21 protein-coding genes are annotated in these 26,266 nt (G+C 35.6%); 15 read left to right on the top strand and 6 right to left on the bottom strand.

Features of this window, described 5'->3' with window-relative positions; genetic code table 11:
• Positions 1 to 278: 278 nt before the first annotated feature.
• Positions 279 to 1,253: a polyprenyl synthetase family protein gene (locus tag PBT89_RS01220; protein WP_270063042.1), complete on the bottom strand. Its 975-nt coding sequence runs from the start codon at positions 1,251 to 1,253 to the stop codon at positions 279 to 281.
• A gap of 138 nt (positions 1,254 to 1,391) precedes the next feature.
• On the opposite strand from PBT89_RS01220, the gene PBT89_RS01215 reads away from it, so the two are divergent.
• The 4 genes from PBT89_RS01215 to PBT89_RS01200 are packed head-to-tail and all read left to right on the top strand — an operon-like array spanning position 1,392 to position 8,017.
• Positions 1,392 to 2,006 (top strand): TetR/AcrR family transcriptional regulator, encoded by a 615-nt coding sequence (locus PBT89_RS01215; RefSeq protein WP_270063041.1) that lies wholly within the window; start codon positions 1,392 to 1,394, stop codon positions 2,004 to 2,006.
• A complete protein-coding gene (locus tag PBT89_RS01210; protein WP_270063040.1) occupies positions 1,987 to 3,363 on the top strand; it encodes a TolC family protein in 1,377 nt (458 codons plus the stop codon). The genes PBT89_RS01215 and PBT89_RS01210 overlap by 20 nt, the downstream gene beginning before the upstream one ends.
• Before the next feature lie 13 nt (positions 3,364 to 3,376).
• Positions 3,377 to 4,543 carry an efflux RND transporter periplasmic adaptor subunit gene (locus PBT89_RS01205; protein ID WP_270063039.1) on the top strand — a complete coding sequence of 389 codons (1,167 nt, stop codon included), beginning with the start codon at positions 3,377 to 3,379 and terminating at the stop codon, positions 4,541 to 4,543.
• Positions 4,544 to 4,546: 3 nt separating this feature from the next.
• Entirely contained in the window at positions 4,547 to 8,017 is a 3,471-nt protein-coding gene (locus tag PBT89_RS01200) for an efflux RND transporter permease subunit (protein ID WP_270063038.1), read from the top strand.
• Positions 8,018 to 8,067: 50 nt separating this feature from the next.
• Here PBT89_RS01200 and PBT89_RS01195 read toward each other — a convergent pair whose 3' ends face one another.
• Positions 8,068 to 8,430: a toxin-antitoxin system YwqK family antitoxin gene (locus PBT89_RS01195; protein WP_270063037.1), complete on the bottom strand. Its 363-nt coding sequence runs from the start codon at positions 8,428 to 8,430 to the stop codon at positions 8,068 to 8,070.
• Positions 8,431 to 8,665: 235 nt separating this feature from the next.
• Here PBT89_RS01195 and aspS point away from each other — a divergent pair, with 235 nt between their 5' ends.
• The 6 genes from aspS (at position 8,666) to PBT89_RS01165 (ending at position 16,909) form a co-directional block, all read left to right on the top strand.
• Entirely contained in the window at positions 8,666 to 10,417 is a 1,752-nt protein-coding gene (aspS, locus tag PBT89_RS01190; RefSeq protein ID WP_270064288.1) for an aspartate--tRNA ligase, read from the top strand.
• A gap of 59 nt (positions 10,418 to 10,476) precedes the next feature.
• Entirely contained in the window at positions 10,477 to 12,267 is a 1,791-nt protein-coding gene (locus tag PBT89_RS01185; protein WP_270063036.1) for a chloride channel protein, read from the top strand.
• A 17-nt stretch (positions 12,268 to 12,284) separates the two neighbouring features.
• Positions 12,285 to 12,527, top strand: coding sequence for a hypothetical protein (locus PBT89_RS01180; RefSeq protein ID WP_270063035.1), 243 nt, complete (start codon positions 12,285 to 12,287; stop codon positions 12,525 to 12,527).
• Between the two features lie 103 nt (positions 12,528 to 12,630).
• The gene (locus PBT89_RS01175) at positions 12,631 to 12,825 is read left to right on the top strand and encodes a cold-shock protein (RefSeq protein ID WP_270059541.1); all 195 of its coding nucleotides are present in this window, start codon (positions 12,631 to 12,633) and stop codon (positions 12,823 to 12,825) included.
• Positions 12,826 to 13,099: 274 nt separating this feature from the next.
• A complete protein-coding gene (locus PBT89_RS01170; RefSeq protein WP_270063034.1) occupies positions 13,100 to 15,535 on the top strand; it encodes a TonB-dependent receptor in 2,436 nt (811 codons plus the stop codon).
• A gap of 12 nt (positions 15,536 to 15,547) precedes the next feature.
• Positions 15,548 to 16,909 carry a hypothetical protein gene (locus PBT89_RS01165; RefSeq protein ID WP_270063033.1) on the top strand — a complete coding sequence of 454 codons (1,362 nt, stop codon included), beginning with the start codon at positions 15,548 to 15,550 and terminating at the stop codon, positions 16,907 to 16,909.
• A 67-nt stretch (positions 16,910 to 16,976) separates the two neighbouring features.
• Here the strand turns inward: PBT89_RS01165 and PBT89_RS01160 are convergent, their stop codons facing one another.
• Positions 16,977 to 17,933, bottom strand: a complete 957-nt coding sequence (locus tag PBT89_RS01160) for an NAD-dependent epimerase/dehydratase family protein (RefSeq protein WP_270063032.1) — start codon at positions 17,931 to 17,933, stop codon at positions 16,977 to 16,979.
• Positions 17,934 to 18,088: 155 nt separating this feature from the next.
• On the opposite strand from PBT89_RS01160, the gene PBT89_RS01155 reads away from it, so the two are divergent.
• The 4 genes from PBT89_RS01155 to PBT89_RS01140 all read left to right on the top strand — a co-directional run bounded on the left by PBT89_RS01155 (position 18,089) and on the right by PBT89_RS01140 (position 21,960).
• Positions 18,089 to 18,664, top strand: a complete 576-nt coding sequence (locus PBT89_RS01155; RefSeq protein WP_270063031.1) for a hypothetical protein — start codon at positions 18,089 to 18,091, stop codon at positions 18,662 to 18,664.
• A gap of 39 nt (positions 18,665 to 18,703) precedes the next feature.
• Positions 18,704 to 19,228, top strand: a complete 525-nt coding sequence (locus PBT89_RS01150; protein ID WP_270063030.1) for a nuclear transport factor 2 family protein — start codon at positions 18,704 to 18,706, stop codon at positions 19,226 to 19,228.
• A 138-nt stretch (positions 19,229 to 19,366) separates the two neighbouring features.
• The gene (locus tag PBT89_RS01145; RefSeq protein ID WP_270063029.1) at positions 19,367 to 21,433 is read left to right on the top strand and encodes a M13 family metallopeptidase; all 2,067 of its coding nucleotides are present in this window, start codon (positions 19,367 to 19,369) and stop codon (positions 21,431 to 21,433) included.
• A gap of 86 nt (positions 21,434 to 21,519) precedes the next feature.
• Positions 21,520 to 21,960, top strand: coding sequence for a DUF6265 family protein (locus PBT89_RS01140; RefSeq protein WP_270063028.1), 441 nt, complete (start codon positions 21,520 to 21,522; stop codon positions 21,958 to 21,960).
• Between the two features lie 94 nt (positions 21,961 to 22,054).
• Here the strand turns inward: PBT89_RS01140 and PBT89_RS01135 are convergent, their stop codons facing one another.
• The 3 genes from PBT89_RS01135 to PBT89_RS01125 form a co-directional block, all read right to left on the bottom strand.
• Entirely contained in the window at positions 22,055 to 22,576 is a 522-nt protein-coding gene (locus PBT89_RS01135; RefSeq protein WP_333474143.1) for a GNAT family N-acetyltransferase, read from the bottom strand.
• A 22-nt stretch (positions 22,577 to 22,598) separates the two neighbouring features.
• Positions 22,599 to 22,958, bottom strand: a complete 360-nt coding sequence (locus PBT89_RS01130; protein ID WP_270063027.1) for a YraN family protein — start codon at positions 22,956 to 22,958, stop codon at positions 22,599 to 22,601.
• Between the two features lie 212 nt (positions 22,959 to 23,170).
• Positions 23,171 to 23,740 carry a hypothetical protein gene (locus PBT89_RS01125; RefSeq protein ID WP_270063026.1) on the bottom strand — a complete coding sequence of 190 codons (570 nt, stop codon included), beginning with the start codon at positions 23,738 to 23,740 and terminating at the stop codon, positions 23,171 to 23,173.
• Positions 23,741 to 24,141: 401 nt separating this feature from the next.
• Between PBT89_RS01125 and metG the strand changes: the two genes are divergently transcribed.
• Complete coding sequence (gene metG / locus PBT89_RS01120) at positions 24,142 to 26,229, top strand: methionine--tRNA ligase (RefSeq protein ID WP_270063025.1); 2,088 nt, start codon at positions 24,142 to 24,144, stop codon at positions 26,227 to 26,229.
• The last annotated feature ends 37 nt before the right edge of the window (positions 26,230 to 26,266 follow it).

Raw genomic sequence — 26,266 nt, 5'->3', positions numbered from 1 at the left:
ACATAGCAAAAGTACAATTTTTAAAAAAAACTGGTTATAGCATTTAATAGTTTTATTCTATTCATTAAAGGAATTTTAACAATGCCACTAATCAACCTGAACAGTATTTCGCTAATTCTATTACGAATATGATAATTTAAAATGAAAAAGAAATTAGAAAGGGATTAAAATTAAGGAAATTTCTGCCAAACTGGCTACAAAAATAACCTTTCAGCTTAAAAAGATGAAACAGAAACAATTCAGGAAAAAAAGAGCTGAATAGTATTTACTGCTTCAGTTTAAACTGTTCTACTCATTAGCATTTTCCCGAAATCACGTAAAGGCGTTTTCTTTTCTTCAGGAATAGCAATACCATCTAGAACATCGAAAGCCAAATTGGTGAATTTTTCGATCTCTTTTTTAGTAGATGCCGCTGCTCCACTACTTTTAAATATAGCTTTTACAGTTTCAATTTTACCAGAATTATCTTCCGGATTTATAGAATATAAGTATTCTAGTTGTTTTGCTTCATCTTTAGTGGATGCTTCTAAAGACTTCAGAAACAAAAATGTCTTCTTATTTTCTATAATATCGCCTCCCACTTGTTTACCAAAAGTTTTTGGATCACCAAATGCGTCTAAATAATCATCCTGAAGCTGGAAAGCAATACCTAATAATCTTCCAAATTGATATATGGCTTTTTTACAATCTTCATGAACGCCAGCTACGATAGCTCCCATTTGTAAAGAAGCGCCAACTAATACGGCTGTTTTGTATTCGATCATTTTTAGGTAATCATCGATACTCACGTCGTCTCTGGTTTCAAAATCGATATCATATTGCTGTCCTTCACATACTTCGATAGCGGTTTTTGTAAAAAGCTTTGCTAATTCTTTAAAAGTATCGCCTTCATAATTTTCGAAAAGTTGATAAGCATTAATCAACATGGCATCTCCAGAAAGTATCCCCGTGTTGATATCCCACTTTTCGTGGACGGTTTGCTTTCCTCTTCTTAAAGGAGCATCGTCCATAATGTCATCATGCACTAAAGAAAAATTATGAAAAATCTCGATCGCCAATGCAGCATCTAAAGCTTCTTTGTGATCTTTCTCAAAAATATCGGTGGCCATTAATACTAATACCGGGCGTAATCTTTTACCTCCTAAACCTAGGATATAAACCATTGGTTCATAAAGATTAGCAGGTTCTTTAATTTTCAATTTATTATTTAAATAGTCTAAAAAAACCTCGCGATACTCTGTAATAGCCAGCATTAAAATAAATTTTGCGCTAAAATACCATAATTGCAATAATTTCAAATTTAAAGGAAGAATTAAATATTTATAAAAACTCTGGAAACTTTATTTGTTTTAAAAGTTTCCGCAGACTACATTTGTCACAAATTTTTAAAATTGAAAGAATCCATTTTAAATATGGCGACAGAGATGTTTCTAGAATACGGCTTTAAAAGCGTCACTATGGACGATATTGCCGCTAAACTTGGCATTTCTAAAAAAACCATATACGCCAACTATTCCACCAAGACAAAACTGGTACATGATGTTGCCTTCAATATTTTATATAAAATTCAGGATAGAATAGCTGAAATAAAGAAAAAAGATATTAATGCTATAGAGGAACTTTTTGAAGTGAAAAAACAGGTTAGTATTTTTTTAAAAGATGAGAAATCATCGCCTCAGTTTCAATTACAAAAATATTATCCTGAAATTTTCGAAAATGTAGAAAACACTAAATGTGAGACTATAGAATGCAGTATTACAGAAAATGTTACCCGAGGAATAGATGAGGGACTTTTTAGAGAAGACGTGGATAAAAACTTTGTATGCAAAATATATCACTACGGACTCAAAAGTGTAAGAGACACTGCCATTTTCCCTCAAGAACAGTATAACAAAAGCGAAATATTTCAACTTTTTATAGAATACCACGTAAGAGGAATTGCCACCAAAAAAGGATTACAAATATTAGAAGATCTATTAAATAATAATGAGACAGAAACTAACTAAGAATTTATTTGCAATGTTTTTATTTATCAGCTTGGGGTTATTCGCCCAGACTGATAATGCACCACAATCCTATTCTTTTTCCTTAGAGGAAGCCATTCGATATGGATTAGATCACAATGTAGAAGCCGTTAATGCACAAAAAGATATTGCAATTTCCCTAAAGCAAAAATGGGAAATTATTGCCCAGGGGTTACCACAGATAAGTGCTGGTGCAGATTATCAAAATAATCTAAAACAACCTGTTTCTTTACTACCTGCCGAGATTGCAGGAGGAGAACCGGGGACGTTCTTACCTGTAGTTTTTGGGACTAAACAAAGTATGAATGCCACAGCAACCTGGAATCAGATAATCTTTGATGGCTCGTACATCGTAGGAATCCAATCTGCAAAAACATTGCTTCAGATTACCGAGAATGCCAAAACAAAAACCGATCAAGAGGTTAAAAAAGGAATTATAAATGCCTACGGCAACGTTCTTTTAGCTGAAGAAAATGTGGAAATTCTTAAAATGAATGTAGAAAGTGTACAAAGTACTTATGATGAAACCAAAGCAACTTTTGAAAATGGACTGGCAGAAGAGGAAGATGTAGAGCAACTTGAAATCACGCTGCTAACTTTAAAAAACAACCTGAATAGAAGTAAGCGAATGAAACAAATTGCTTACGAAATGCTCAATATCACCTTGGGACTTCCAGTTGAAGCTGATATCACACTTACCGAAGAGTTAGAAGCTTTAGCCATGCAGTATTTCGACTTGGCCATTTTAGAAAAAGAGATCCCGGTAGAAGAGAATATTGATTACAGAATTGCAAAAAACACCGCAGAATCTGCAGAAATTGAAGTGAAGCTGGAGCAAGCAAAAGCACTTCCTTCGTTAACAGGCTACGTTAACTACGGATATCAGGGATTTAGCCAAAAATTTACATTCTTAACTGATAATCAGGATTATTTCAGTCAGTCTGTTTTAGGAATAAGTTTAAATATTCCCATTTTTAGCAGCGGTATGCGATCTGCCCGAACGCAGCAACAAAAAATTGCTTTAGAGCAAGCTCTTATGGATTTAGAATACACTGAAAACGAGGTGAAGCAGCAAATAAATTCTGCTAAAACAGAATACGAATACAGTTTAGATAATTACCAGGTGCAAAAGAAGAATCTTGCCTTAGCTGAACGTATAGAAAATAAGAACAAAATTAAATTTGAAGAAGGAGTTGCCAGTAGTTTCGAGTTAAACGAAGCACAAAGACAACTTTACACCGCACAACAGGATTACTTACAATCTATGCTTAACGTAATTACAACTAAGGTTGAGTTAGAAAATTTATTAGATACAACTAAATATGAAGATCAAGAATAATTATCCCCGCCATATGAAAAAATTAGCAGCAATTTTTAGTGTTTCTCTTTTACTAGCCGCTTGCGGAAACGAAAATAAAAAATCTGTGGATCAACTAATTGAAGAAGGGAATCTCTCTGAAATTAGAGCTCGTAAATCTGAGCTTAGTAAAGAACAAAGCGCAATAACTTCAGATATTAATAAATTAGATGAAGAAATTAACAAACTCGATAAAAACAAAAGCCTTAATCTGGTTACGACGCAAAAAATAGTAGATAGTACTTTTGCGCATTATGCCGAGGTACAAGGTGATGTGGCTACAGATGAGAATATCATTATCTACCCAGAATACTCTGGAATTTTAGATAGAATCTATGTAGAGGAGGGTGATAAAGTAAATAAAGGACAGGTTTTAGCTAAAATCGACGATGGTGGATTATCCAGCCAGGTTGCTCAATCTGAAGCTCAGGCTACCCTTGCAAAGACAACTTACGAACGCCAAAAAAGACTTTGGGATCAAAATATCGGGTCTGAAATTCAGTATTTAGAAGCAAAAACAAATTATGAAGCATCTCAAAAAGCCGCAGAACAACTAAAATCTCAGCTGGCAAAAACTTCTGTAATAGCTCCATTTAGTGGTGTAGTAGACGAGATCATTAGCAATCAGGGCGAAGTTGTAAGCCCAGGGCAAAGCCAGCTTCTAAGAATCATTAACCTCAACAATATGTATGTCGAGGCAGCAGTTCCAGAAAATTATTTATCTAAAATTCAGAAAGGAACTTCAGTAAAAGTAATGATTAGCTCTGTAAACCAAAATTATGAAGGAAAAGTTACTGAAGTTGGAAATAACATAAATCCAAACAACAGAACATTCCGAGTTAAAATTGCCATTCCTAATCCTGATCGATTAATTAAACCGAACCAAATTGCTACAATTTTGCTTAATGATTATACCGCTGAAGACGCCATTACTATCCCAGAGAATACTGTTCAGAAAAATTCTTTAGGAGAAAGCGTTGTTTATACGCTTGAAAGCAAAACAGACAGCACCGGTGTTGCAAAGAAGAACATCATTAAAACAGGTTATGTCTACAACAACATGATTGAAGTTACAGAAGGCCTAGAAGCAGGTGCAACTTTAATTGTAGAAGGCAGCAAGAGTTTAAGAGACGGACAGGAAGTAAAAATTAGCAAAAACTAAAAAATGAACAATTTAGATAAAGAATTTAAGCTCTCCTCCTGGGCGATCGATAACAAAATGACGGTTTACGTTATTATTGCGATCATCATGCTAGGTGGTTTGCTTTCTTATTACGGAATGCCTCGTGAAGCTTTTCCCGAAATTATAGAAACTAAAATTTATGTAAGCTCAGTTAACCCGGGGAACTCTGCCGAAGATGTAGAAAAGTTTATAACCGAGCCGCTAGAAGAAGAGTTTAATGATGTTGCAGGAATAAAAGAAATCACCTCTACTACCCTTCAGGATTACTCGATTGTAATAGTTGAATTTGAAGAAGATATTAGTGTAGATGTTGCGAAAACTAAAGTTAAAGATAAAGTTGATTTGGTGAAAGCTGAAACTACCTGGCCAACCTTAGATAACGGCGCCAAGGTAGAGCCAAATGTTTTTGATCTTAACCTTTCTGAAGAGCAACCCATATTAAACATTAACCTAACGGGAGATTATCCAGTTCAGCAATTAAAAACTTACGCTGAATACCTTCAGGATAAAATAGAATTGCTTCCTCAAATTAAAGAGGCAAGCATTCGTGGTGCTGATGAAATGGAGGTTGAAATTGCCGTAGATATTTATAAAATGTCTGCTTCGCAAGTAAGTTTTGATGATATCATCAATGCTGTTAGCCTTGAAAATAAAACAATTTCTGCAGGAAATGTAATTACCAGCGGTATTCAGAAAAACATTAGAGTAGTTGGTGAAATTCAGGATCCAGCAGAACTTGAAAATGTAATCGTGAAACGTGAAGGCGGAAATATCTTTCTAAAAGATATCGCAGATATTAATTTCAAAGAAAAAGACGCAACTACGTACGCCAGAGAAAAAGGCACTCCTGTTGTGATGCTAGACATCAAAAAACGTGGAGGAAAAAACATGATTGAGGCGGTAGAAAGCATTAAAGAAATCATTAGTAAAGAACAAGAAGATTACTTACCAGAAAACCTTCACATTTCTTACTCTAACGACCAGTCTACAAAAACACAAACTCAGGTAGACGATTTGGTAAACAATATCATCTTTGGGGTAATATTGGTGGTTTTAGTACTCATGTTTTTCTTAGGATTTAGAAATGCCCTATTTGTAGGTTTAGCGATACCGCTTTCTATGTTCTTATCTTACATCGTATTATCTAGTTTAGGATATACATTAAATACCATGGTTCTTTTTGCTTTGGTAATGGGACTGGGTATGTTAGTAGATAATGGTATCGTAGTTGTCGAAAATGTGTATACATTGATGGATGAAGGTATGTCGCGCACCAAAGCAGCAAAACAAGGACTTGGTGAAATTGCGTGGCCTATTATTGCATCTACCGCAACTACTCTTGCCGCATTTTTCCCTCTAGGTTTATGGCCGGGTACTATTGGTAAATTTATGATGATCTTTCCTATAACATTATCTATAGTATTAGGATCCTCTTTATTTGTTGCCCTTATTATAAACTCGATGTTAACTTCTCAGTTTATGAAAACTGAAGAAGAAGAAATGACTAAAAAGAAACTAATTCGATTATCGGTAATCTTTGGAGCTTTAGGAATTCTTTTCTTATTAGGCGGGTTTTTATTAGATGCAGGAGCTTTCAGAGGAATAGGAAATATCCTACTGCTACTTGTAATTTTACTGTGGGTTTACAAATATCTACTTACCAGAGCTATTGCCTATTTTCAATTTACAGCCTTAAAGAAATTAGAGAATTCTTACGAGGCTACACTTAAATATGCTTTAAAAGGAAAGAGAGCTTATGCATTTTTCTTCGGAACTGTAATTATGCTTATCGCCTCGTTTATTTTGATTGGAGCAGTACAACCCAACGTATTATTTTTCCCGGAAAATGAGCCAAAGCAAATTATCACCTATATCGAATATCCAGAGGGAACCGATATTGAAAAAACAAACGAGCTAACCAAACAAGTTGAACAACGAATCTACGATGCCATCGAGAAGTACAATGATGATGGTTATAATTATATGGTAGAATCTGCGGTTTCGCAGGTGGGTGAAGGTGCTGGAAATCCGCAAACCGATGGAGGCCAACAAAACGAAATGCCTCATAAAGGAAAAATAACTTTATCGATGCGCGAATTTAATGAGCGTCGAGGTGTAAAAAGTAGTGATGTAATGGAAGAAATTCGCCAAGCCGTTCAGGGCTTCCCGGGCGCTTCTATTATTGTCGAAAAAGATGCTGCCGGACCTCCTGCGGGCTACCCAATTAATATAGAGCTTCGTGGCGAAGATTATGAAGAAATGCTTGCTGAAGCCGAGAATATGCGTTCTTACATACAAAATTTAAGTATTGAAGGAATTGAAGAACTTAAAATTGATGTAAATAAATCTAAAGCTGAATTACAGGTTAAGGTCGATCGAAGAAAAGCAGGACAACTTGGAGTTTCAACTGTAGCTGTAGGACAAACCTTGCGTCGTGCAATTTATGGTGAAGAGATTTCGACTTATAAAGAAGGTGATGATGATTACGAAGTAAATGTTCGTTTTGGAGATGAGTTTAGATACGATGAGAATGCATTGTTCAATCAACCCATAACATTCAAAAATCAAAACAACGGGGAAACCGTGCAGGTGCCAATTTCATCTTTAGTTGAAACCGATGCCACTTCTTCTTTTAGTGCCATAAAGAGAAAAGATTTAAAAAGAGTAATTACCGTTTACTCGAATGTTCTTGGAGATTACAATGCCAATGAAATTGTAGGACAGTTAAAAACTGAACTTCAGAATTATGAATTACCTGAAGAAATGAATTTTGCGTTTACAGGTGAACAAGAAGAACAGGACGATAATATGGCCTTCCTTTTGAAAGCACTTCTTATCGCTATTGGCGGAATTTTATTAATTCTCGTAGCTCAGTTTAACTCTTTATCCAAACCAATAATTATCGTAAGTGCCGTAATCCTAAGTTTAGTTGGAGTTTTCTTCGGATTAATCATTTTCCAAATGGACTTTGTAATTATTATGACCATGATGGGAATTATTTCCCTTGCGGGTATTGTAGTGAATAATGCTATTGTACTAATTGATTATACTCAGATTTTAATTGATAGAAAGAAAAACGAATTAGGACTTGAAGATAGTGATTTGCTTACCAGAGCGCAATATTTTGAAGTTATTGTTAGAGGTGGTCGATCAAGATTAAGACCAGTGCTTTTAACTGCAATCACCACTGTACTTGGTTTAATTCCGTTAGCTATCGGTTTTAATATAGACTTCTTTGGATTGATGATTGACTATGCGCCGGGAATCTACATTGGTGGAGATAACGTGATCTTTTGGGGACCATTAGCATGGACAGTTATATTCGGACTAGTGTTCGCAACATTCTTAACGCTAATTGTAGTACCAGTGATGTTTTATCTGGTTAATCGTGCTAAGGTTAAAACTAAAGATAAGAGAAATGAAAGAAAACAGAGAAAGCTAGCAAATAGCTAAATAAAAAAGCCCCGACAATGTCGGGGCTTTTTATTACATTAAGATTAAATTTAATCTTCGTTAATCGCTAATTTAGATTCAGAAGATATATCATCAACCGATACTATTCGGTTAGATTTATATTCTACCTGCTTAATCTTATCACCTTCCCAAAAAAGCCATGTACCAACTTTTTCACCGCTGTCATACTTTGCTGAGGCTGTCTTTTCACCGTTCTGGTCGTAAGAAATCCATTTCCCGTGGAGCTCTCCATTCTTGTACGTACCTTCCTGCCTAATATTTCCGTCTTCATAATAATAAGTTCCTTTAATTAAATCTCCCTGTTTTTCAAAAACAGGCTTTTTAATTCCACTCTGCGCAATCGCTGCTCCACCAATCATCATCAGGGCAGCAATCATTGTATTTTTTATCATCTTCATATCTTTAGGTATTAATCTTAGCTTTACAAATATAGAACAAAGTTTACATTAAAACAATAATTACGTAACATTAACTTAACATTAAAACTTTAATAAGCTATAAAACAACCACTTAAGAAAACTAAACTCATAACATTAGCATAACATCGTGATTAATTTTAGATAGTTTATTTACTCAAACCACTTTTACTTATTACTTTTGCCCCACTAAAAATTTATGAAATCAACTATGTACAGAAGTCATACTTGCGGTGAGCTTAATTCCTCTGCAATCGGGAATCAGATCACGCTTTCAGGATGGGTGCAAAAAATAAGAAATAAGGGCTTTATGATCTGGGTAGATCTTCGTGATCGCTACGGAATTACTCAGCTTATCTTTGATGAAGAAAGGTCTTCTGAAGAATTAATGCAAAAAGCTGCAACCTTGGGCCGTGAGTTTGTAATTCAGGTAAAAGGTGAAGTGATAGAACGAGAGTCTAAGAATCCTAATATTCCTACCGGGGAGATTGAAGTTTTAGTTAATGAGTTAAGCATTTTAAACACGTCATTAACTCCTCCATTCACTATAGATAATAAAACAGACGGAGGCGAAGATTTACGAATGAGGTATCGCTACTTAGACATTCGTAGAAATCCTGTAAAAGATAAATTAGTATTTCGTCACAAAGTAGGAATGCAAGTGAGAAATTATTTATCTAACCAGGGCTTTATCGAGGTAGAAACGCCTTACCTTATTAAATCTACACCAGAAGGGGCAAGAGATTTCGTGGTACCTAGTAGAATGAACGAAGGACAATTTTACGCCTTACCACAATCTCCACAAACCTTTAAGCAGTTGCTAATGGTTGGTGGCATGGATAAGTACTTCCAGATTGTAAAATGTTTTAGGGATGAAGATTTAAGAGCCGACAGACAACCAGAGTTTACTCAGATTGATTGTGAAATGGCTTTCGTCGAGCAAGAAGATATTTTATCGATTTTCGAAGGTTTAACTAAACATTTATTAAAAGAAGTAAATGGAGTAGAAGTAGATAAATTCCCACGAATGACTTATGAAGATGCCATGAAAAAGTATGGTAACGATAAGCCAGACATTCGCTTCGGAATGGAATTTGGGGAACTAAATGAGGTGACCAAACATAAAGATTTTAAAATCTTTAATGATGCTGAACTAGTAGTTGGCATCGCAGTACCGGGAGGCGCTAATTATAGCCGTAAAGAAATAGATAAATTAATAGATTGGGTAAAACGTCCGCAGGTTGGTGCTTTAGGAATGGTTTACGCAAAATATAACGAAGACGGTAGCTTTAAATCTTCAGTAGATAAATTTTACGATGAAGAAGATTTAGCAAAATGGGCAGAAAAGACCAATGCAAAACCAGGTGATTTAATTTGTGTTCTTTCCGGAGCAACTAATAAAGTAAGAGCCCAATTGAGTACTTTACGTATGGAAATGGCAGAGCGTTTAGGTTTAAGAAAAGCTGATGATTTTGCACCACTTTGGGTTATAGATTTTCCATTATTAGAATGGGATGAAGAAACGGAGCGTTACCACGCAATGCACCACCCGTTTACCTCACCAAAAATTGAGGACATTCCTTTATTGGAAACAGATCCAGGAAAAGTAAGAGCTAATGCTTACGATTTAGTATTAAATGGTAATGAAATTGGTGGTGGATCTATAAGAATCCATGATAAAGAAACACAATCTAAAATGTTTACACATTTAGGATTTACAAAGGAAGAAGCTAAAGAACAATTTGGCTTCCTTATGAATGCCTTTGAATACGGAGCACCACCGCACGGCGGAATCGCTTTTGGTTTTGATAGACTAACCGCCATACTTGGTGGCCAAGAAACTATTCGAGATTTTATTGCATTCCCTAAAAACAATGCAGGGCGCGATGTAATGATCGATGCACCATCCAAATTGGATGAAGAGCAATTAAAAGAATTAAGCTTAAAACTGAATATTGAATAAAAAAAATCCTGCTTTAAAGCAGGATTTTTTAGTCTTAAATTAAAATTGAGGTTTACGCGATGTTTTTAAAATCAGTGCCGGGATTACAGAAGTTTTTGCTGTGGAAGACCAAACATCTTTCCCAACAGCAGTTTATTTTAATCCTTAGTGCTATAATTGGTTTTGCGGCAGGTTTGGGTGCTGTTCTTATCAAAAACCTTACTCATTTTATTCAAAATTTACTCGAAGGTAATTTTATTGCTAATTATCATCACGCCTTCTATTTTATATTTCCGATTATAGGATTGGCCTTAACGGTCTTTATCATTAAAAAAATTCTGAGGAAGCCGGTAGGTCATGGTATACCATCAACACTATATGCTATCTCAAAAAGAAAGGGTTTAATGCGCTCTTTCCAAATGTACGGATCTATACTTACCGCTCCGCTTACCGTAGGCTTTGGTGGATCTGTAGGTTTAGAAGGACCAACAGTTGCTACGGGCGCCTCACTTGGATCTAATATTTCGCGCTTATTCAGAATGAACCAGAGTGCGAGAACATTATTAGTGGGATGTGCTGCTGCTGGTGCGATGTCATCAATATTTAAAGCCCCAATTGCTGCAATTATTTTTGCTATTGAAGTTTTTAGTTTGGATCTTACCTTAGTAAGTATGCTACCGCTTTTAACAGCCTCTGTTTCGGCAATTCTTACCTCGTACTTCTTTTTTGGATCAGACACCATATTACCTTTTGAGCTTCATGACAATTTCCATATTTCAGAAGTTCCTTTTTATATGATCTTGGGTTGTATTTGTGCGCTAGGATCAATGTATTTTACAATTATTTACTTCAGAATTCATTCTCTTTTTGGCAAAATTGAGAATAAATTTACCCGTCTTTTATTAGCAGGAGCGGGTTTAGGGATTATTATCTATTTTATACCCCCACTCTATGGCGAAGGTTACGGGGTGATCAATAATTTACTAGCAGAAAATTACATTCAGGCATTAGGCACCAACTTTTTAAATGATTTTCTGGATAATATCTGGGTTGTTATTTTGTTATTGGCCGGCCTGGTAATTTTTAAAATATTTGCAACATCACTTACTTTTGCGGCTGGTGGTGTTGGTGGTATTTTCGCACCTGTTCTTTTTATGGGAAGCGCCCTGGGACATTGTTTTGCCTTAGTTGTAAATCATCTAGGAATCATCGACAAACCAATTTCTACCAGTAGTTTTACGATGGTTGGAATGGCAGGATTAATGGCAGGTGTGCTGCATGCACCCCTAACAGCTATTTTCCTTATTGCTGAATTGACAGGAGGTTACGAGCTTTTTGTTCCTTTAATGATTACCGCATTGATCTCTTATATGATCACTAATACCGTTCAACCTCATTCGGTTTATACAATGGAATTAGCACAACGCGGCGAACTTTTAACTCATGATAAAGATCAAACGGTATTAACTTTGTTAGATATTAATCAGATTATCGAAAGAGATTTTGTTCCGTTAAATGTGACTATGACGTTGGGTGATGTTATCCATGAAGGTGTAATTAAATCTCCCCGAAATATCTTTCCTGTCTTAGATCAAGAAGAGAATTTTATGGGAATAATACTTTTGGACGACATAAGACCTATAATGTTTAAACAGCATTTGTATGATGAAATTACGGTAAATGATATTATGCAAAGAGCACCAGATACCATAGATCTGCAAAATGATAGCATGAAAACTATTATGAAAAAATTTCAGAATAGTGCCGCATGGAATTTACCTGTAGTTAAAGAAAATAAATATGTTGGCTTTATTTCTAAATCTAAAATGCTTACGGCATATCGCCAAAAGTTGATTGAAGTCACCGTGTAATAAAAAGAAAATAAATTATGAAAATCGTGATGAGAATATTAGGCATAGCCATCTTAATTGCTATTGGAATTGGCTTTTATTTCCGAATAGCTGAAGATGACATTGTAACCGGCGATAGAATAATAGGAATTGCCGTATTAGCAGCATCGTTTGTACTTATGCCGATATTTTTAGTGGTGAGATGGCGAGGAAAGAAGTTAGAAGACTATACACTTAGCCCTAAAAACATGAAAAAAATGCGAGAAAAAGGTATTGATTAAAACAAATATTTTAGTGATTTTTTTTAGAATCTTTGCATTTTATTAAACCAATCTCAATTTTAATATATTATGTTTGTACTTTACTAATTATTATTTTATTACAATGGAAGGTACAGTTAAATTTTTCAATGAGTCCAAAGGTTATGGATTCATTACCAACGACGACACAGGAAGAGACATCTTCGTTCACGTAACAGGGATCGACGGTGAAACTCTAAATGAAGGAGATAAAGTGGAGTACGTTGAGAAAGAAGGACGAAAAGGTCTGAACGCAGACGAAGTTCGTGTTATTGGATAGTGCATATAGATTAGATTATATATAGTATTCAAATGCCAAAGCCGCTCGATGAGCGGCTTTTTTTATTCCTATAAATCTCTCCACTATCTCTGAAATTCTCTTAAATAAACCCAAGAAAAATTATTGTTCTTGAAAGAACGACAGCGCATTTATTTCTTTTCCCAAGGTTACTCTAACAAGAGAAAAACCTTAAAATTTTAGATTGATAAAAAAACTTGTTTTTATTTGTACTTAATCTAAATAAGTATAAATTTGTCGGCAATTATTTTTGCTGATGAAACTAAAATTACTCCTCCTAATTCTTCTTTTACCAATTACTGCTCTTGCGCAATATCACGTAAGTGGTGTTGTCCAGGATTCAGACGGTAACCCAATCGCTGATACCGAAATTCTACTTAGTCGTGGCGCTTTTTCAAAATCAACTACATCTGATGCTTCAGGATTTTACAAAATTGAAGGTCTTAAAACAGGGACTTATGTTCTGGAAATTACTACCGGAGATTTTATTGATTTTGATCAAATAATGATTCAACGTTCCAATCTAAAACATAACATTAAACTCAAAAATGCCAAAGATTATGAATTGGGAGAGGTAGCGCTTAGAGGAGAGACCGTTAAATCCAAAATTGAGAATAAAGGATTTGCGGTTAATGTTATAGAAACTAAAGAAGCCAGCTTACGAAATATCCAAACTAACGAATTACTTAATCAAACAGTTGGTGTAAAACTTAGACAGAATGGCGGATTAGGTTCTCGTGTTGAATATACTTTAAACGGACTTTCAGGAAATTCTGTTCGAATTTTCATAGATGGAATACCTATCTCTATGTACGGTTCTTCTTTCAACTTAAATAGCATCCCCCCTTCTATGATAAAAAGAATAGAAGTTTACAAAGGTGTTGTTCCAGGCCACCTGGCTAATGATGCCATGGGTGGTGCTATTAATGTAATATTACACAAAGGAGCCAGCTCTAATCTTAATGCTTCTGTATCCTACGGTTCATTTAATACTTTTCAGTCTAACTTAAATGGTCTTTACCGCTTCGATAAAACAGGTTTAACCGTTAAAGCATCGGCTTTTCATAATTATTCTGATAATGACTATAAAATTTGGGGGAGACAGGTAAAGGATATCGGAATAAATGGCAAACAAACTCCGATAACTGCACGACGCTTTAATGATGCCTATGAATCTACAGGCGGAATTGCCCAGATTGGATTCACAAATGTTAAATGGGCCGATCAGTTTTTAATAGGTTTTACCGGCTCCAAAGATTACAAAGAAATCCAGCACGGAGCATTTATTACTGTTCACCCATACAACGGGAGATTTAAGGAATCTGAAGCTCAACTTGCTACTTTAACATACCAAAAAGAAAATTTATTCTTCTCTGGACTTGACGTAAGTATAAACGGTCTAATGGGTAAAAGAAACAGAACAGTAAATGATACCGTTGCACATGCCTATACCTGGAGTGGCGATAGATTACGGCGGAAGAATAACGAAGGTGAAATTATTGATCATATCTATCCTTGGAAATCACAGCAAGAGAAACAAGATGGAGGCCCCACATTATATAAAATTAACAGCAACGTAGCCTCTATTAGAACTGGATTATCTTATGCGATTAACACAAATCATAAACTTTTATTTAATCATGTTTTTAGTGGGATCGATAGGGAAGATGAGGACGAATTAAAACCACTTTTAGAAAATACCTTTAGGCAAACAAATGATCTTTATAAGAACATTTATTCTTTTAGCTACGAATTAAAAGCTTTAGATCAAAAATTGAAATTAAATATATTTAACAAGTATTATCACCAAAAGATAGCTAATACTCATCCAGAAATTCAGAAGAATACGGATGGAACCAATACAGTTGCAGATGTTATTTACGAAAATGATAAAACATATAACGGATTTGGAGCTGCAATTTCTTACGAGTTATTTCCTAAGGTAAATTTATTGACATCTGCGGAAAAAGCAATTCGCTTACCTAACGAAACAGAAGTATTTGGTAACGAAGGCGACAACGTTATTTCCAATCTCAGTATAGAACCAGAAATAAGTAATAATTACAATATTGGATTTCGATTTGGCTCCTTCCGGTTAAAGAAGAATAAATTAAGTATAGCTACAAATTTTTTTTCAAGAAATATTAAGGATTTAATTGGCTTTCCGGTAAATAGCGATACCGATGATAAAAATGAGGTAGTTCAATATTTAAATTTCAATGAAAAAAGCAATTCTCAGGGTATAGAAGTCGAAATTAATTACAGTTACAATAATAATCTAAGGTTTGATTTCAATTTAACTCATTTAAGGTTTAAAACAAAAAATAGACGGGGACAAACGGTAGATGTTCCTAACATCCCGCTATTTACTATGAACACAGCCTTACGCTACAACATTAAAAATGTGATACAAAAAAATAGTAATCTCAACTTATTTTACAACGCATATTTCACAGATGAATTTTCATACAGAGTCCCTCAAGGAAGAAACAATCTAGGCAAAGAAGACTTTATGGTCCCTACTCAATTTGCTCAGGACCTGGGCTTAACCTACAGTTTTCCCGGTAATAACTTTATAGTAAGTTTTGATATTAAAAATATTCTTAACGAAGCTGTTTATGACAATTTATCTGTACAGAAACCGGGTCGCGCGTTTTATCTAAAACTAAATTATTATATAAATAAATTCTAATATCTAATGATTATGAAACTTAACTTTTTGAGAAAAAGAAACTTATTTTTCTTAGTGGTAACACTAGGATTAACGGTATCTTGTAGCGATGATGATTCGACAGAATTAACTCCGGAGCCAACTCCCGAAGGAGATTCAAGATGGATTACTGTAGCAGCTGCCAGAATGGGAGAAAATCCCGGTGATGGTAACGGAGGTACTTTAATTTATTCTGTAAATAGCGAGAATGCAAAAGACCCTAGTGTTTCTATAGAACCTTTTGATAATGGATTTATAGTTCCATCAAATAGGACAGCTAGATTACAATCTTCTGAGGACGGTAACACCATTTTCAATATTAGCTATGCTGGAGAAACTGGCGGAAATTATACAAGATATAATGTAGAGGGAGGTCAGAACTTTGATCCGGCCGGCTCTGAGATTAGTATTGCTCCTTACGTTGGTACTGCTCCAAGATGGACCAAATTATCTGATGAAAAAACAGGAGCTGCAGTATATATCGCTACAGAAAATATTGTGGATGATAATGATACTGAAGATGATGTAACCGATGATGTTTATGTTCGTACCAATTCAAAGCTTTCTATTGTAACCATAGATTTAGAACAGTCAGAGGTTAAAATATTTAAAGAACATGATTTACCATTAAGCGAAGAATTAGAAGCTCAAGGTTATTACATTGGTAGAGTTGATATGCCTGTTTTAAATGCTGCCGGCAACAAACTATATATTGGTGTTAACATGCGAAAGTTAAATCCTGAAACCCTGGAAAGAGAGAATGATTTCGAAGCTTTAGGTTCAAAAACTATCGTTTTAGATTACCCTTCTTTAGAAAACCCAACAATGATTACATCTGAGGTAGGGCATGGAAGTACCAACGGATATCGTAGTATTAATGCATTTGAATACCAAGGAAGCATATATCAGGCTAACCAAGGAGATCCTGACGGTTCTCATATTTTAAAGATTGGTGCTGATAACAAATATGATGACTCTTATGTATTCAACTTAGACGAAGCATTAGGGATAAATGAAGCTTACATTCTTGCATGGAGACCAGCTGCTAATGGAAAAGCAATAGTAGCATACCGCCATGCAGGTTCAGTTGAGGGCGTTGCCGGTCAACAAGGATTTTTCGCTCTTGCAGATTTAAATACAGGAACAGCAGAAAAAATTACTGATATTCCTTACGATCCAGACTTCTATTTATTCCAATATCAGGGATTTGTTGTTGATGGAACTGAAATATACCTTACAGAAGCTCCTGTAGGACAAAACGGTAATATCTATGTTGTAGATACTGAAACTGGAGAAGTAACTAAGGGTGCTGAACTAGTAAATGTTGAAGGAAGTCATTTTATAGGAGTATTCTAAGACCTAATATCCATAAAAAAGCCGCTCATTGAGCGGCTTTTTTGTTTTTTATATTTACCTGAAACTATTACTTGCTAACTAATTGCGACTTGATTCCTCTAAACATCGCATTGGTCAACTCAGCGATATCAAAATTAGGACTCCAGTTCCAATCCTTTCTTGCTTCAGTATCATCTATACTTGAGGGCCAACTATCTGCTATATCTTGTCTAAAATCTGGCTCATAACTAATTTCAAATTCCGGAATATGCTTTTTGATTTCTTCCGCTAAAATTGCAGGAGTAAAACTCATAGCCGATAGATTATAAGAAGAACGCACCCTAATTGCTTTAGAAGGTGCATCCATAATATCAATTGTTGACTTTATCGCATCATCCATGTACATCATAGGCAAGGAGGTTTCCTTAGATAAGAAAGATGTATATTTTCCATTTTGTAGGGCTTCGTGAAAAATTTCTACCGCATAATCTGTGGTACCGCCACCGGGTAAGGTTTTATAACTAATTATTCCCGGATATCGAATACTGCGCACATCTACACCATACTTTTTATGATAATAACTACACCAGCGCTCCCCTGTTTGTTTACTTATTCCATAAACGGTAGTGGGTTCCATAATCGTTGTTTGTGGTGTCTGCTCTTTGGGAGTAGAATGTCCAAATACGGCGATACTGGAAGGCCAGAAAACTCTTTTAATCTTTTTATCTCTTGCCAGATTCAATACATGAAATAAAGAATCCATATTTAATTCCCATGCTTTCATAGGTACTTTTTCACCCGTAGCGCTAAGCATTGCCGCCATAAGATAAACGACCTCTATATTGTAACGATCAACTAACCCCTCAATTGCATCAAAATCCATTGCATTTGCAATTTCAAAAGGTCCGCTAGACATAAGCTCCTCACTTCCCTCGCGAATGTCGCTGGCAATTACTGCTGTATTTCCATGGAGTTCACGAAGTTTTAAAGTAAGCTCTGTTCCTATCTGGCCGCTAGCTCCAATAACTAAGATATTTGTGGGCATACACTTAATAATTTTCTGCAAATATACTTATTTATTGAGAATACATTTTACTAAAACGTTTTATCAAGCTAAAAAATTATGTTCTTTTTAAGAATAGAGAAAAATTATGGCTATAGCATTTTAATCATTTACATTTGTACTATTAAAAATTAATAATGAAGCCACTGATTTTCGGTATAATATTAATCTTTTTAGTCTCTTGCGCCCAAAATTCGGAAAAGCAAAAGCCTGAAGAAAATGTTCGGGAAAGCGCAGCTTTTACAGAAGAGTTCAATATTCCTGTTCAAAATACGGTACTAGACGCTAAAGCGAAAGAGGAAACTACGAAGTGGGTAGCTTACGTGGCCGCTTTAAGCGAAATTGAAAATCTGAAAAACACATCGGTAAACAAACTCATCGATAAATCTTCGGCAATAGCGCAGCTAATGGAAGAACTTCAACGCACTATTCCTAGTTCTTTAGAATCAAAACCTGTATTAGCCAGATTGCGCGTACTCTCGACAAAAGCCAACGTCTTGGAACAAAAATCACATTTACAAGAATTAAATCCTGAAGAGATTAAAGAAGTTGGCATAGAAATTCCTATGGAATTCCACAATCTTAATATTCAGTTGAACGAATTATTCATTGAAAATATTGAGGATTTTGAAGCCGAATTAGATCGATTGGTTGAAGAAAACAGAAAAAGACAAGCTGAAAAACGCGATAGCCTAAGAGCCATTCAGAATTAAAACTTGAGATTTATTGTATCTTCAGCAAAAATAAATTTCATGAAACACACATTACTTTTCTTCAGCTTTTGCTTTATATCACTATTAGCATCATCACAAACGATGCCCTATCAATCTAATAAAGAACAAGCTAAAAACGAAATTAGCCAGACTATCGACACTTGGCACGAAGCCGCTGCTGAAGCTAATTTTCAAAATTATTTTAACTTGCTTACAGAGGATGCCATTTTTATTGGTACCGATGCAACCGAGAATTGGAATAAAAACGAGTTCAAGGCATACTCAAAACCACATTTTGATAAAGGACGGGCATGGAGTTTTAAATCTGTAGAAAGGAATATTTATCTTGAAGATAAAAAAGGAATTGCGTGGTTCGATGAGCTTCTTGATACACACATGGGTATTTGCCGTGGATCTGGAGTGATGCGGTATGAAAATGGCAGCTGGAAAATTGCCCATTATGTGCTTTCTATAGAAATACCTAACGAAAATGTGCCCGAAATAGTGGATATAAAAAAGGATATTGATTCTAAGCTATTAGAAACCTTAAAAAAACAACAGTAAACTTCTTATTTCGAGGCAAGACTCATAGCATTTAATCTCGATTATCGAGTAAATATTTCTTTCGGTTTGTAACATTACCTACAAAAACGCGTCTGTTTTATTACATTAGCCACAATTTTGTAAACAATCAACATGAAAATGAAAAAAATAACAAATGCGGTTTGTTTATCTTTAATTGGTGCTGCCATGATCGGCTGCCAAAATGAAGATAAATCTACCGAGCCTGAAAAAGTTGAGATCCACGGGATTAACGTTGCCTACATGGATACTACAACGAGTCCTAAAAAAGACTTCTTTAGATACGTAAATGGAACATGGTTAGATTCTACCGAAATTCCAGGAGATCGTACTTCTTGGGGTAGCTTTATGGAATTAAGGGAAACTACAGATAACGACGCTCTTGCGCTATTAGATGAAGCTTCTAAAGATGCAAATCTTAAGGCGAATAGCGACCAGGCAAAAGCAGTAAATCTTTATAAAACTATTATGGATACCGTTGCTCGTAATGAGCAGGGCGTAAAACCAGTTTTGCCTTATCTAGAAAAAGTAGATAAAATTGAAAATAAAGAAGATTTACAAGCTTATTTAACTGAAATGTCTAAATACGGCGGTGCCGGTTTTTTCTCATTCGGTGTACGTGCAGATGCTAAAAACAGTAATGAAAACGCGGCTTATCTTTATCCTGGAAACCTCGGTTTACCAGATCGCGATTATTACGTTGCTGAAGATTCAGATTCTAAAGAAAAGAAAGCAAAATATGAAGAGCATATCGCTCGCATGATGCAATTCTTAGACTACTCTGAAGATGACGCTAAAAAGCTTGCAAAATCTGTTGTAGCATTTGAAACTAAACTTGCTGAGCCAAGATTGGATAAAGTAGAACGTCGTGATGCACGTAAAACTTATAATCCGATGACTGTTTCTGAACTTCAAAAAATGGTTCCGGCAATCGATTGGAACACCTATTTTGAAGAAATTGGAGCAGGAAAACTAGATACTATTATTGTATCCCAGCCAAAATACATGAAATCTATGCAAAGCCTTTTAGCTAAAAAGGATGTTGAAGCATGGAAAGATTATCTTACATGGACTGCTTTTGATGCCGCCGCCGGAATGCTTACCACTGAAATCGAGACTGCAAACTGGGAATTTTACTATAAAACTTTACGTGGAGCAAAAGAACAACGTCCTCGCAACGAGAGAGCGCTAGGAACTGTAAATTCTATGGTTGGCGAAGCGCTTGGCAAATTATATGTTGAAAAACATTTCCCGCCTGAAGCTAAAGAAAAAGCACAAGAAATGATCGCTAACGTGATTAAAGCTTATGAAAAGCGAATCAATAATCTTAGTTGGATGAGCGAAGACACTAAAAAGAAAGCGATCGAAAAGCTAGGAACTACTACCATAAAAGTAGGCTATCCAGATGAATGGAAAGATTACAGTGATTTAGAAATTACAGGTTCTGAAGATGGATCATATTTTCAAAATGTGATGAATGCTCGCAAATGGAGAGTTGCTGAAAATATTGACAAACTAGATGAACCGGTAGATAAATCTGAATGGTTCATGGCACCACAAACTGTGAACGCTTACTATAATCCTAGCTACAACGAGATTGTATTCCCAGCAGCTATTTTACAGCCACCTTTCTATGACTACAAAGCCGATGCTGCTGTAAATTACGGCGGAATTGGAGCGGTAATTGGTCATGAAATTTCTCACGGTTTTGATGATAGTGGTGCTCGTTTTGATGCTGAAGGAAACCTTAACAACTGGTGGACAGATGAAGATCTTACTCAATTTGAAGGTTTAGGGAAAGATTTGGCAGATCAGTATAGCGCAATTGAAGTTTTAGACAGTACTTTTATTAATGGTGAATTTACTTTAGGCGAAAATATTGGTGATCTTGGTGGCGTAAATGCTGCTTACGATGGTTTACAAATGCATTTAGAAGAACACGGTAATCCAGGAAAAATAGATGGATATACCCCAGAGCAGCGTTTTTTCCTTTCTTGGGCGACTGTATGGCGTACTAAAATGCGTGATGAAGCTTTAAAGAATAAAATTAAAACCGATCCTCACTCTCCAGGAATGTATAGAGCGTATGTACCGCTACAAAATATTGATGCTTTTTATGAAGCCTTCAGTATTACAGAAGGAGACTCAATGTATGTGAAGCCAGAAAATCGTGTGAAAATCTGGTAAAATTTATAATCTACACAAAAAGCCTGAAAATATCTTCAGGCTTTTTTTATTTAAAATTTGTAATTTACCAACTTAATTTCTTTTCTATGAAACGCTTCTTTCTGGGTTTTTGCTGCTCGCTCTTTTTATTCTCTTGCACTAACGAAAGTGAAAATTTTGATTGGCTGGTTGGCGATTGGGAGAGAGTTAATGGAGAAGAAGGTTTTGAGACCTTTGAAATTTGGAAAAAAAAGGATCAGTATTATTCCGGGCTTGGTTATACTTTACTAAAAGAAGATACCATATTCAAAGAAGAGTTACAGCTTTTTGAAGAAAACGGACAATGGATCCTAAAGGTAAAAGGACAAAACGAAGCCCCTACACCATTTATCTTGACAGAATTAAATCCAGAGTTTTTTGTAGCTGAAAATGATACAAATGAATTCCCAAAAAAGATAATTTATAAAATTGAAAACGATTCTTTAAAAGCCAACGTTTCGACCTCAGAGTTTGATGTCAATTTTGAATTTGTAAAAATTCAGAAGTAAACTACCTTTGGGTAAACCCATGAGGCATTGGTTTTAAAATCCTCTTTATTTCGAGCAAAGCCTCAAAGCATTTAATCTCGATTATCGGCTAAAATTATTTAAAATCTGTTTCTAAAATTGCATATTCAAAATTATCAGACCAACCACTTTTAAGCGGTAGCACTTTTCGCTTTCTACCCTCTCGAAGCATTCCCACTTTTTCCAAAACACGAATACTTCCAATATTTTCTACTGCGCAGCCCGCTTCGATTCTATGTAATTTCAATTTATTAAAACCAAAGTCTAAAACACTTTTTAAAGCTTCTGTAGCGTATCCATTTTTCCAGAATTTTGCATCTAATTTATACCAAACTTCTGCTTTTTTATATTTTGCATGACCTAATTTTAATGCGACAAGGCCGATAAACGATTTTTCTTCCTTCAACTCGATTTTAAATATCAAATCGTCTTGAGCTAACCATTTTTGCACGATCTGCTCAGTTTCTTTGAGATATTTTGGTATTCCTAATGTATTATATTCATCTGTTTCTGGCAGAGAATGTAACTCATGAATTTTCTTGATATCCGCAACTGATATTGGCTTTAAGCATAAACGTCTAGTAATTAAATTCATCATTAATTGCTATAAAAAGATAATTTCAGAAGTAAAAAAAAGCATCTTCAATATGCTCAATTCGGGTTCCAGAAGCATTTTTGATAATAGCAACAATATCAAATCTAATCTCTGCATCGATGCTTTTCACTTCAGCATAATGATTCATCGCCATCACCAATCGCTGAATTTGACCGGTTTTCACAAACTCCTGAGGATCTCCAAAATGTGCCGTGCTTCTAGTTTTCACCTCAACGCCTACTAAAATTTTTTCTTTAAAAGCGATAATATCAACTTCAGCTTTCTGAAATCTATAATTTTTTTCCAAAATCTTATAGCCGTTCTCCTCTAAAAAAGCAATGGCCAGCCCTTCTCCCTTTTTACCAAGTTCGTTGTGACCAGCCATATTTTTAATTTTTATTTGAGGATTTTATTCAAATTTATATAATAAGTCGTCATTCCGGACAGCGATCCGGAATCTCATGCAGGTTTGTATGAAATTTCAAACATGAGATCCTGAATGCAAACCCGTCTGCTTAGAAGGCAGATTCAGGGTAACGATAACATCTTAATGTCAATTTTCAAAAATCATGTATAATAATTGAAGTGTCTGTACACTTAATCGCGATACATAATTGCAGAAACCTTTAGATTTAAGGCTTCGATCTCTTCAGGTGTCGCCTCTATCATTCGGTCGCCATAAAATTTATCGGCAATTTCTCCTTCAGGATTTAAAAACACACGGATATTCGAATCTTCTAATTTTCCGCCGTTCCAATCTACAGCGCCACTATAATCCCAGCCAAATCCGTAGAATTTCACCTCTTTTCCGTTAATCTTTGTTAGCTCGTCGTAGGTTGTTCCTATTTTGATTCCTTTTGCCGAACTCCATCTACCATCTTCAGAATAATTAATATCAAAAATCGAAGTTCTGGACTCGTCTTTCCAGGTAATCAAAATTTCATCTTTGGTTTCTGGATATAAAATGGTGTAAGGGCGCTCTACTGTTTCTTCTTCCATCATTTCGCTACCATTTTTAGGATTGGCATCACTGTACATTCCCAAAACCTGTTCGTAGCTCTTATTTTGCAGAGATTCTAAGGTATACCGTTCGTTTTTGGCAGCGTTTTTACTTCCGCCGCAAGCCACAAGACTTAATCCCACGAATAATAGAAGTAGTTTTTTCATTTTTGATTAGTTTTTACTGAAATTTGCAGTCCGGATAAAGGGACAATTTATATTCAAATGATTAGTTTCTGAAATTTGTAAAAAATTCAATAGAATTTCTTACAATATCGAGGTACTAAATTAGAAACAAATTGAAAGGCGGCACGGTGTTTTGCAAGAATTTAACGCGTATTATAACGCAGTTGCTTACCTTTACGCCCTAAAATTTGTCCTTAAAAAAGAAGGTTGAATTTTATAGCATAAATATCCCAAGAAAATGGGGTCAAATAATCAAATCTCGGCTAACCGAGTAAACTACCTCAAGGCAGGCTCATGAGGTATTCATTAAAAAAGTATTTTTTATTTCGAGCTAAGCCTTGTAGCAGTTAATCTCGATTATCGAGTAAAAGTAAAAACAGAAAATGAGTAACACGCCAAAAAGATATACAATTACGGCAGCTTTGCCATACACTAATGGGCCAATACATATTGGACATCTATCGGGAGTTTATGTCCCGGCAGATATCTATTCCCGATTTCTAAGAATGCAGGGGCACGATGTAGCTTTTGTTTGCGGTAGCGACGAACATGGTGTACCTATTACCATTAAGGCGAAAAAAGAAGGAGTTACTCCGCAGGATATTGTAGATAAATATGACGGAATCATTAAAGATTCTTTTAATAACTTCGGAATTTCTTTTGACAATTATTCAAGAACTTCTGCCCCGATTCATCACGATACCGCTTCAGAATTCTTTAAAAAGCTATATGATAACGGAAAGTTTATTGAAGAAACTACCGAGCAACTTTATGATGCTGAAGCAAAACAATTTCTTGCCGATCGTTTTGTAACCGGTACCTGCCCAAAATGTGGTAACGAAGAAGCTTATGGCGACCAGTGCGAAAGCTGCGGAACTTCGCTAAACGCTACAGACCTTATTAACCCAAAATCGGCTATTACCGGGGCTACACCAACTTTAAAGGAAACAAAACACTGGTTTTTACCTTTAGATCAATATGAAAGTTGGTTAAAAGAATGGATTCTTGAAGGCCACAAATCTGATTGGAAACCAAATGTATACGGACAAGTAAAATCCTGGATCGATGATGGTTTACGAGCCAGAGCGGTAACTCGAGATCTTGATTGGGGAATTCCTGTACCAGTTGAAGGTGGGGAAGGTAAAGTGCTTTACGTTTGGTTTGATGCGCCAATTGGTTACATCTCTTCAACTAAAGAATGGGCAGAGCGCGAAGGCAAAGACTGGGAACCATACTGGAAAGATAAAGACACCAAATTGGTGCATTTTATTGGGAAAGATAATATCGTTTTTCACTGTATAATTTTCCCGGTGATGCTAAAAGCACACGGAGATTATATTTTGCCAGAAAACGTACCCGCCAACGAGTTTCTAAATTTAGAAGGTAAAAAACTATCAACTTCTAAAAACTGGGCGGTTTGGTTGCATGAATATCTACAAGACTTCCCGGGACAACAAGACGTTTTACGTTACGCCTTAACAGCAAATGCGCCAGAGGCTAAAGATAACGACTTTACCTGGAAAGATTTTCAGGCTAGAAATAATAATGAGCTAGTAGCTATCTTTGGAAACTTTATTAATCGTGTAGTGGTTTTAACCAATAAATACTATAATGGAGAAGTTCCTACTCCGGGAGAATATTCTATGGTAGACGAAGAAACTATTGCAGCTTTAAAAGCATACCCGGCAGTAATTGCCAGTTCTATTGAAAAATATAGATTTAGAGAAGCACAGGGCGAATTAATTAATCTTGCTCGTTTAGGAAATAAATATTTAGCTGATGAAGAGCCCTGGAAACTGGTGAAAACCGATGAAGAGCGTACCAAAACAATTATGTATGTCGCGCTACAAATTGCATCGGCACTGGCCACTCTTAGTGAACCATTTTTGCCTTTTACTTCAAATAAACTGAAAGAGATTTTAAAGTTTAGCGCAGAAGAAAGAAACCTGAACGACGGTGAACTTTCACAGTGGGATAAGATCACTACTCGCGAAGCACTTTTACCTGCAGGACATGTAATTGGCAAAGCCGAATTACTTTTCGCTAAAATTGAAGATGAAAAGATCGAATTACAACTTCAGAAATTAGAAGCTTCTAAAGCAGCTAATGCGAAGGCCAATGAAAGTGTAGAACCACAAAAAGACACTGCAACTTTTGAAGATTTCACCAAAATGGATCTTCGTGTAGGAACTATCATTGAAGCCAACAAAATGCCTAAAACCAAAAAGCTAATGGTTTTAAAAGTTGACACAGGATTGGATAAACGAACTATCGTTTCTGGTATCGCAGAGCATTTTAAAGCCGAAGAATTGATCGGAAAAAAAGTAACGGTTCTAGCGAATCTTGCCCCAAGAAAATTACGAGGTGTAGAAAGTGAGGGAATGATCTTACTTACTGAAAATGCTGAAGGCAAACTGGTTTTTGTTAACCCAGATGAAGATGACGTAACCAATGGTGCTACGATAAATTAAAAAACTACGGCTGAAGATTTTCTTCAGCCGTTTTTTA

Origin of the sequence: Zunongwangia sp. HRR-M8 (genome assembly GCF_027594405.1) — a bacterium.
Lineage (GTDB): Bacteria > Bacteroidota > Bacteroidia > Flavobacteriales > Flavobacteriaceae > Zunongwangia.
This window is presented reverse-complemented; position numbering and strand designations above follow the sequence as displayed.

Coding starts and splice junctions, on each gene's coding strand:
- PBT89_RS01220 (WP_270063042.1), bottom strand. CDS start 1,253: ATGCTGGCTATTACAGAGTATCGCGAGGTTTTTTTAGACTATTTAAAT.
- PBT89_RS01210 (WP_270063040.1), top strand. CDS start 1,987: ATGAGACAGAAACTAACTAAGAATTTATTTGCAATGTTTTTATTTATC.
- PBT89_RS01205 (WP_270063039.1), top strand. CDS start 3,377: ATGAAAAAATTAGCAGCAATTTTTAGTGTTTCTCTTTTACTAGCCGCT.
- PBT89_RS01200 (WP_270063038.1), top strand. CDS start 4,547: ATGAACAATTTAGATAAAGAATTTAAGCTCTCCTCCTGGGCGATCGAT.
- PBT89_RS01195 (WP_270063037.1), bottom strand. CDS start 8,430: ATGATAAAAAATACAATGATTGCTGCCCTGATGATGATTGGTGGAGCA.
- aspS (WP_270064288.1), top strand. CDS start 8,666: ATGTACAGAAGTCATACTTGCGGTGAGCTTAATTCCTCTGCAATCGGG.
- PBT89_RS01185 (WP_270063036.1), top strand. CDS start 10,477: ATGTTTTTAAAATCAGTGCCGGGATTACAGAAGTTTTTGCTGTGGAAG.
- PBT89_RS01180 (WP_270063035.1), top strand. CDS start 12,285: ATGAAAATCGTGATGAGAATATTAGGCATAGCCATCTTAATTGCTATT.
- PBT89_RS01175 (WP_270059541.1), top strand. CDS start 12,631: ATGGAAGGTACAGTTAAATTTTTCAATGAGTCCAAAGGTTATGGATTC.
- PBT89_RS01170 (WP_270063034.1), top strand. CDS start 13,100: ATGAAACTAAAATTACTCCTCCTAATTCTTCTTTTACCAATTACTGCT.
- PBT89_RS01165 (WP_270063033.1), top strand. CDS start 15,548: ATGAAACTTAACTTTTTGAGAAAAAGAAACTTATTTTTCTTAGTGGTA.
- PBT89_RS01160 (WP_270063032.1), bottom strand. CDS start 17,933: ATGCCCACAAATATCTTAGTTATTGGAGCTAGCGGCCAGATAGGAACA.
- PBT89_RS01155 (WP_270063031.1), top strand. CDS start 18,089: ATGAAGCCACTGATTTTCGGTATAATATTAATCTTTTTAGTCTCTTGC.
- PBT89_RS01150 (WP_270063030.1), top strand. CDS start 18,704: ATGAAACACACATTACTTTTCTTCAGCTTTTGCTTTATATCACTATTA.
- PBT89_RS01145 (WP_270063029.1), top strand. CDS start 19,367: ATGAAAAAAATAACAAATGCGGTTTGTTTATCTTTAATTGGTGCTGCC.
- PBT89_RS01140 (WP_270063028.1), top strand. CDS start 21,520: ATGAAACGCTTCTTTCTGGGTTTTTGCTGCTCGCTCTTTTTATTCTCT.
- PBT89_RS01135 (WP_333474143.1), bottom strand. CDS start 22,576: ATGATGAATTTAATTACTAGACGTTTATGCTTAAAGCCAATATCAGTT.
- PBT89_RS01130 (WP_270063027.1), bottom strand. CDS start 22,958: ATGGCTGGTCACAACGAACTTGGTAAAAAGGGAGAAGGGCTGGCCATT.
- PBT89_RS01125 (WP_270063026.1), bottom strand. CDS start 23,740: ATGAAAAAACTACTTCTATTATTCGTGGGATTAAGTCTTGTGGCTTGC.
- metG (WP_270063025.1), top strand. CDS start 24,142: ATGAGTAACACGCCAAAAAGATATACAATTACGGCAGCTTTGCCATAC.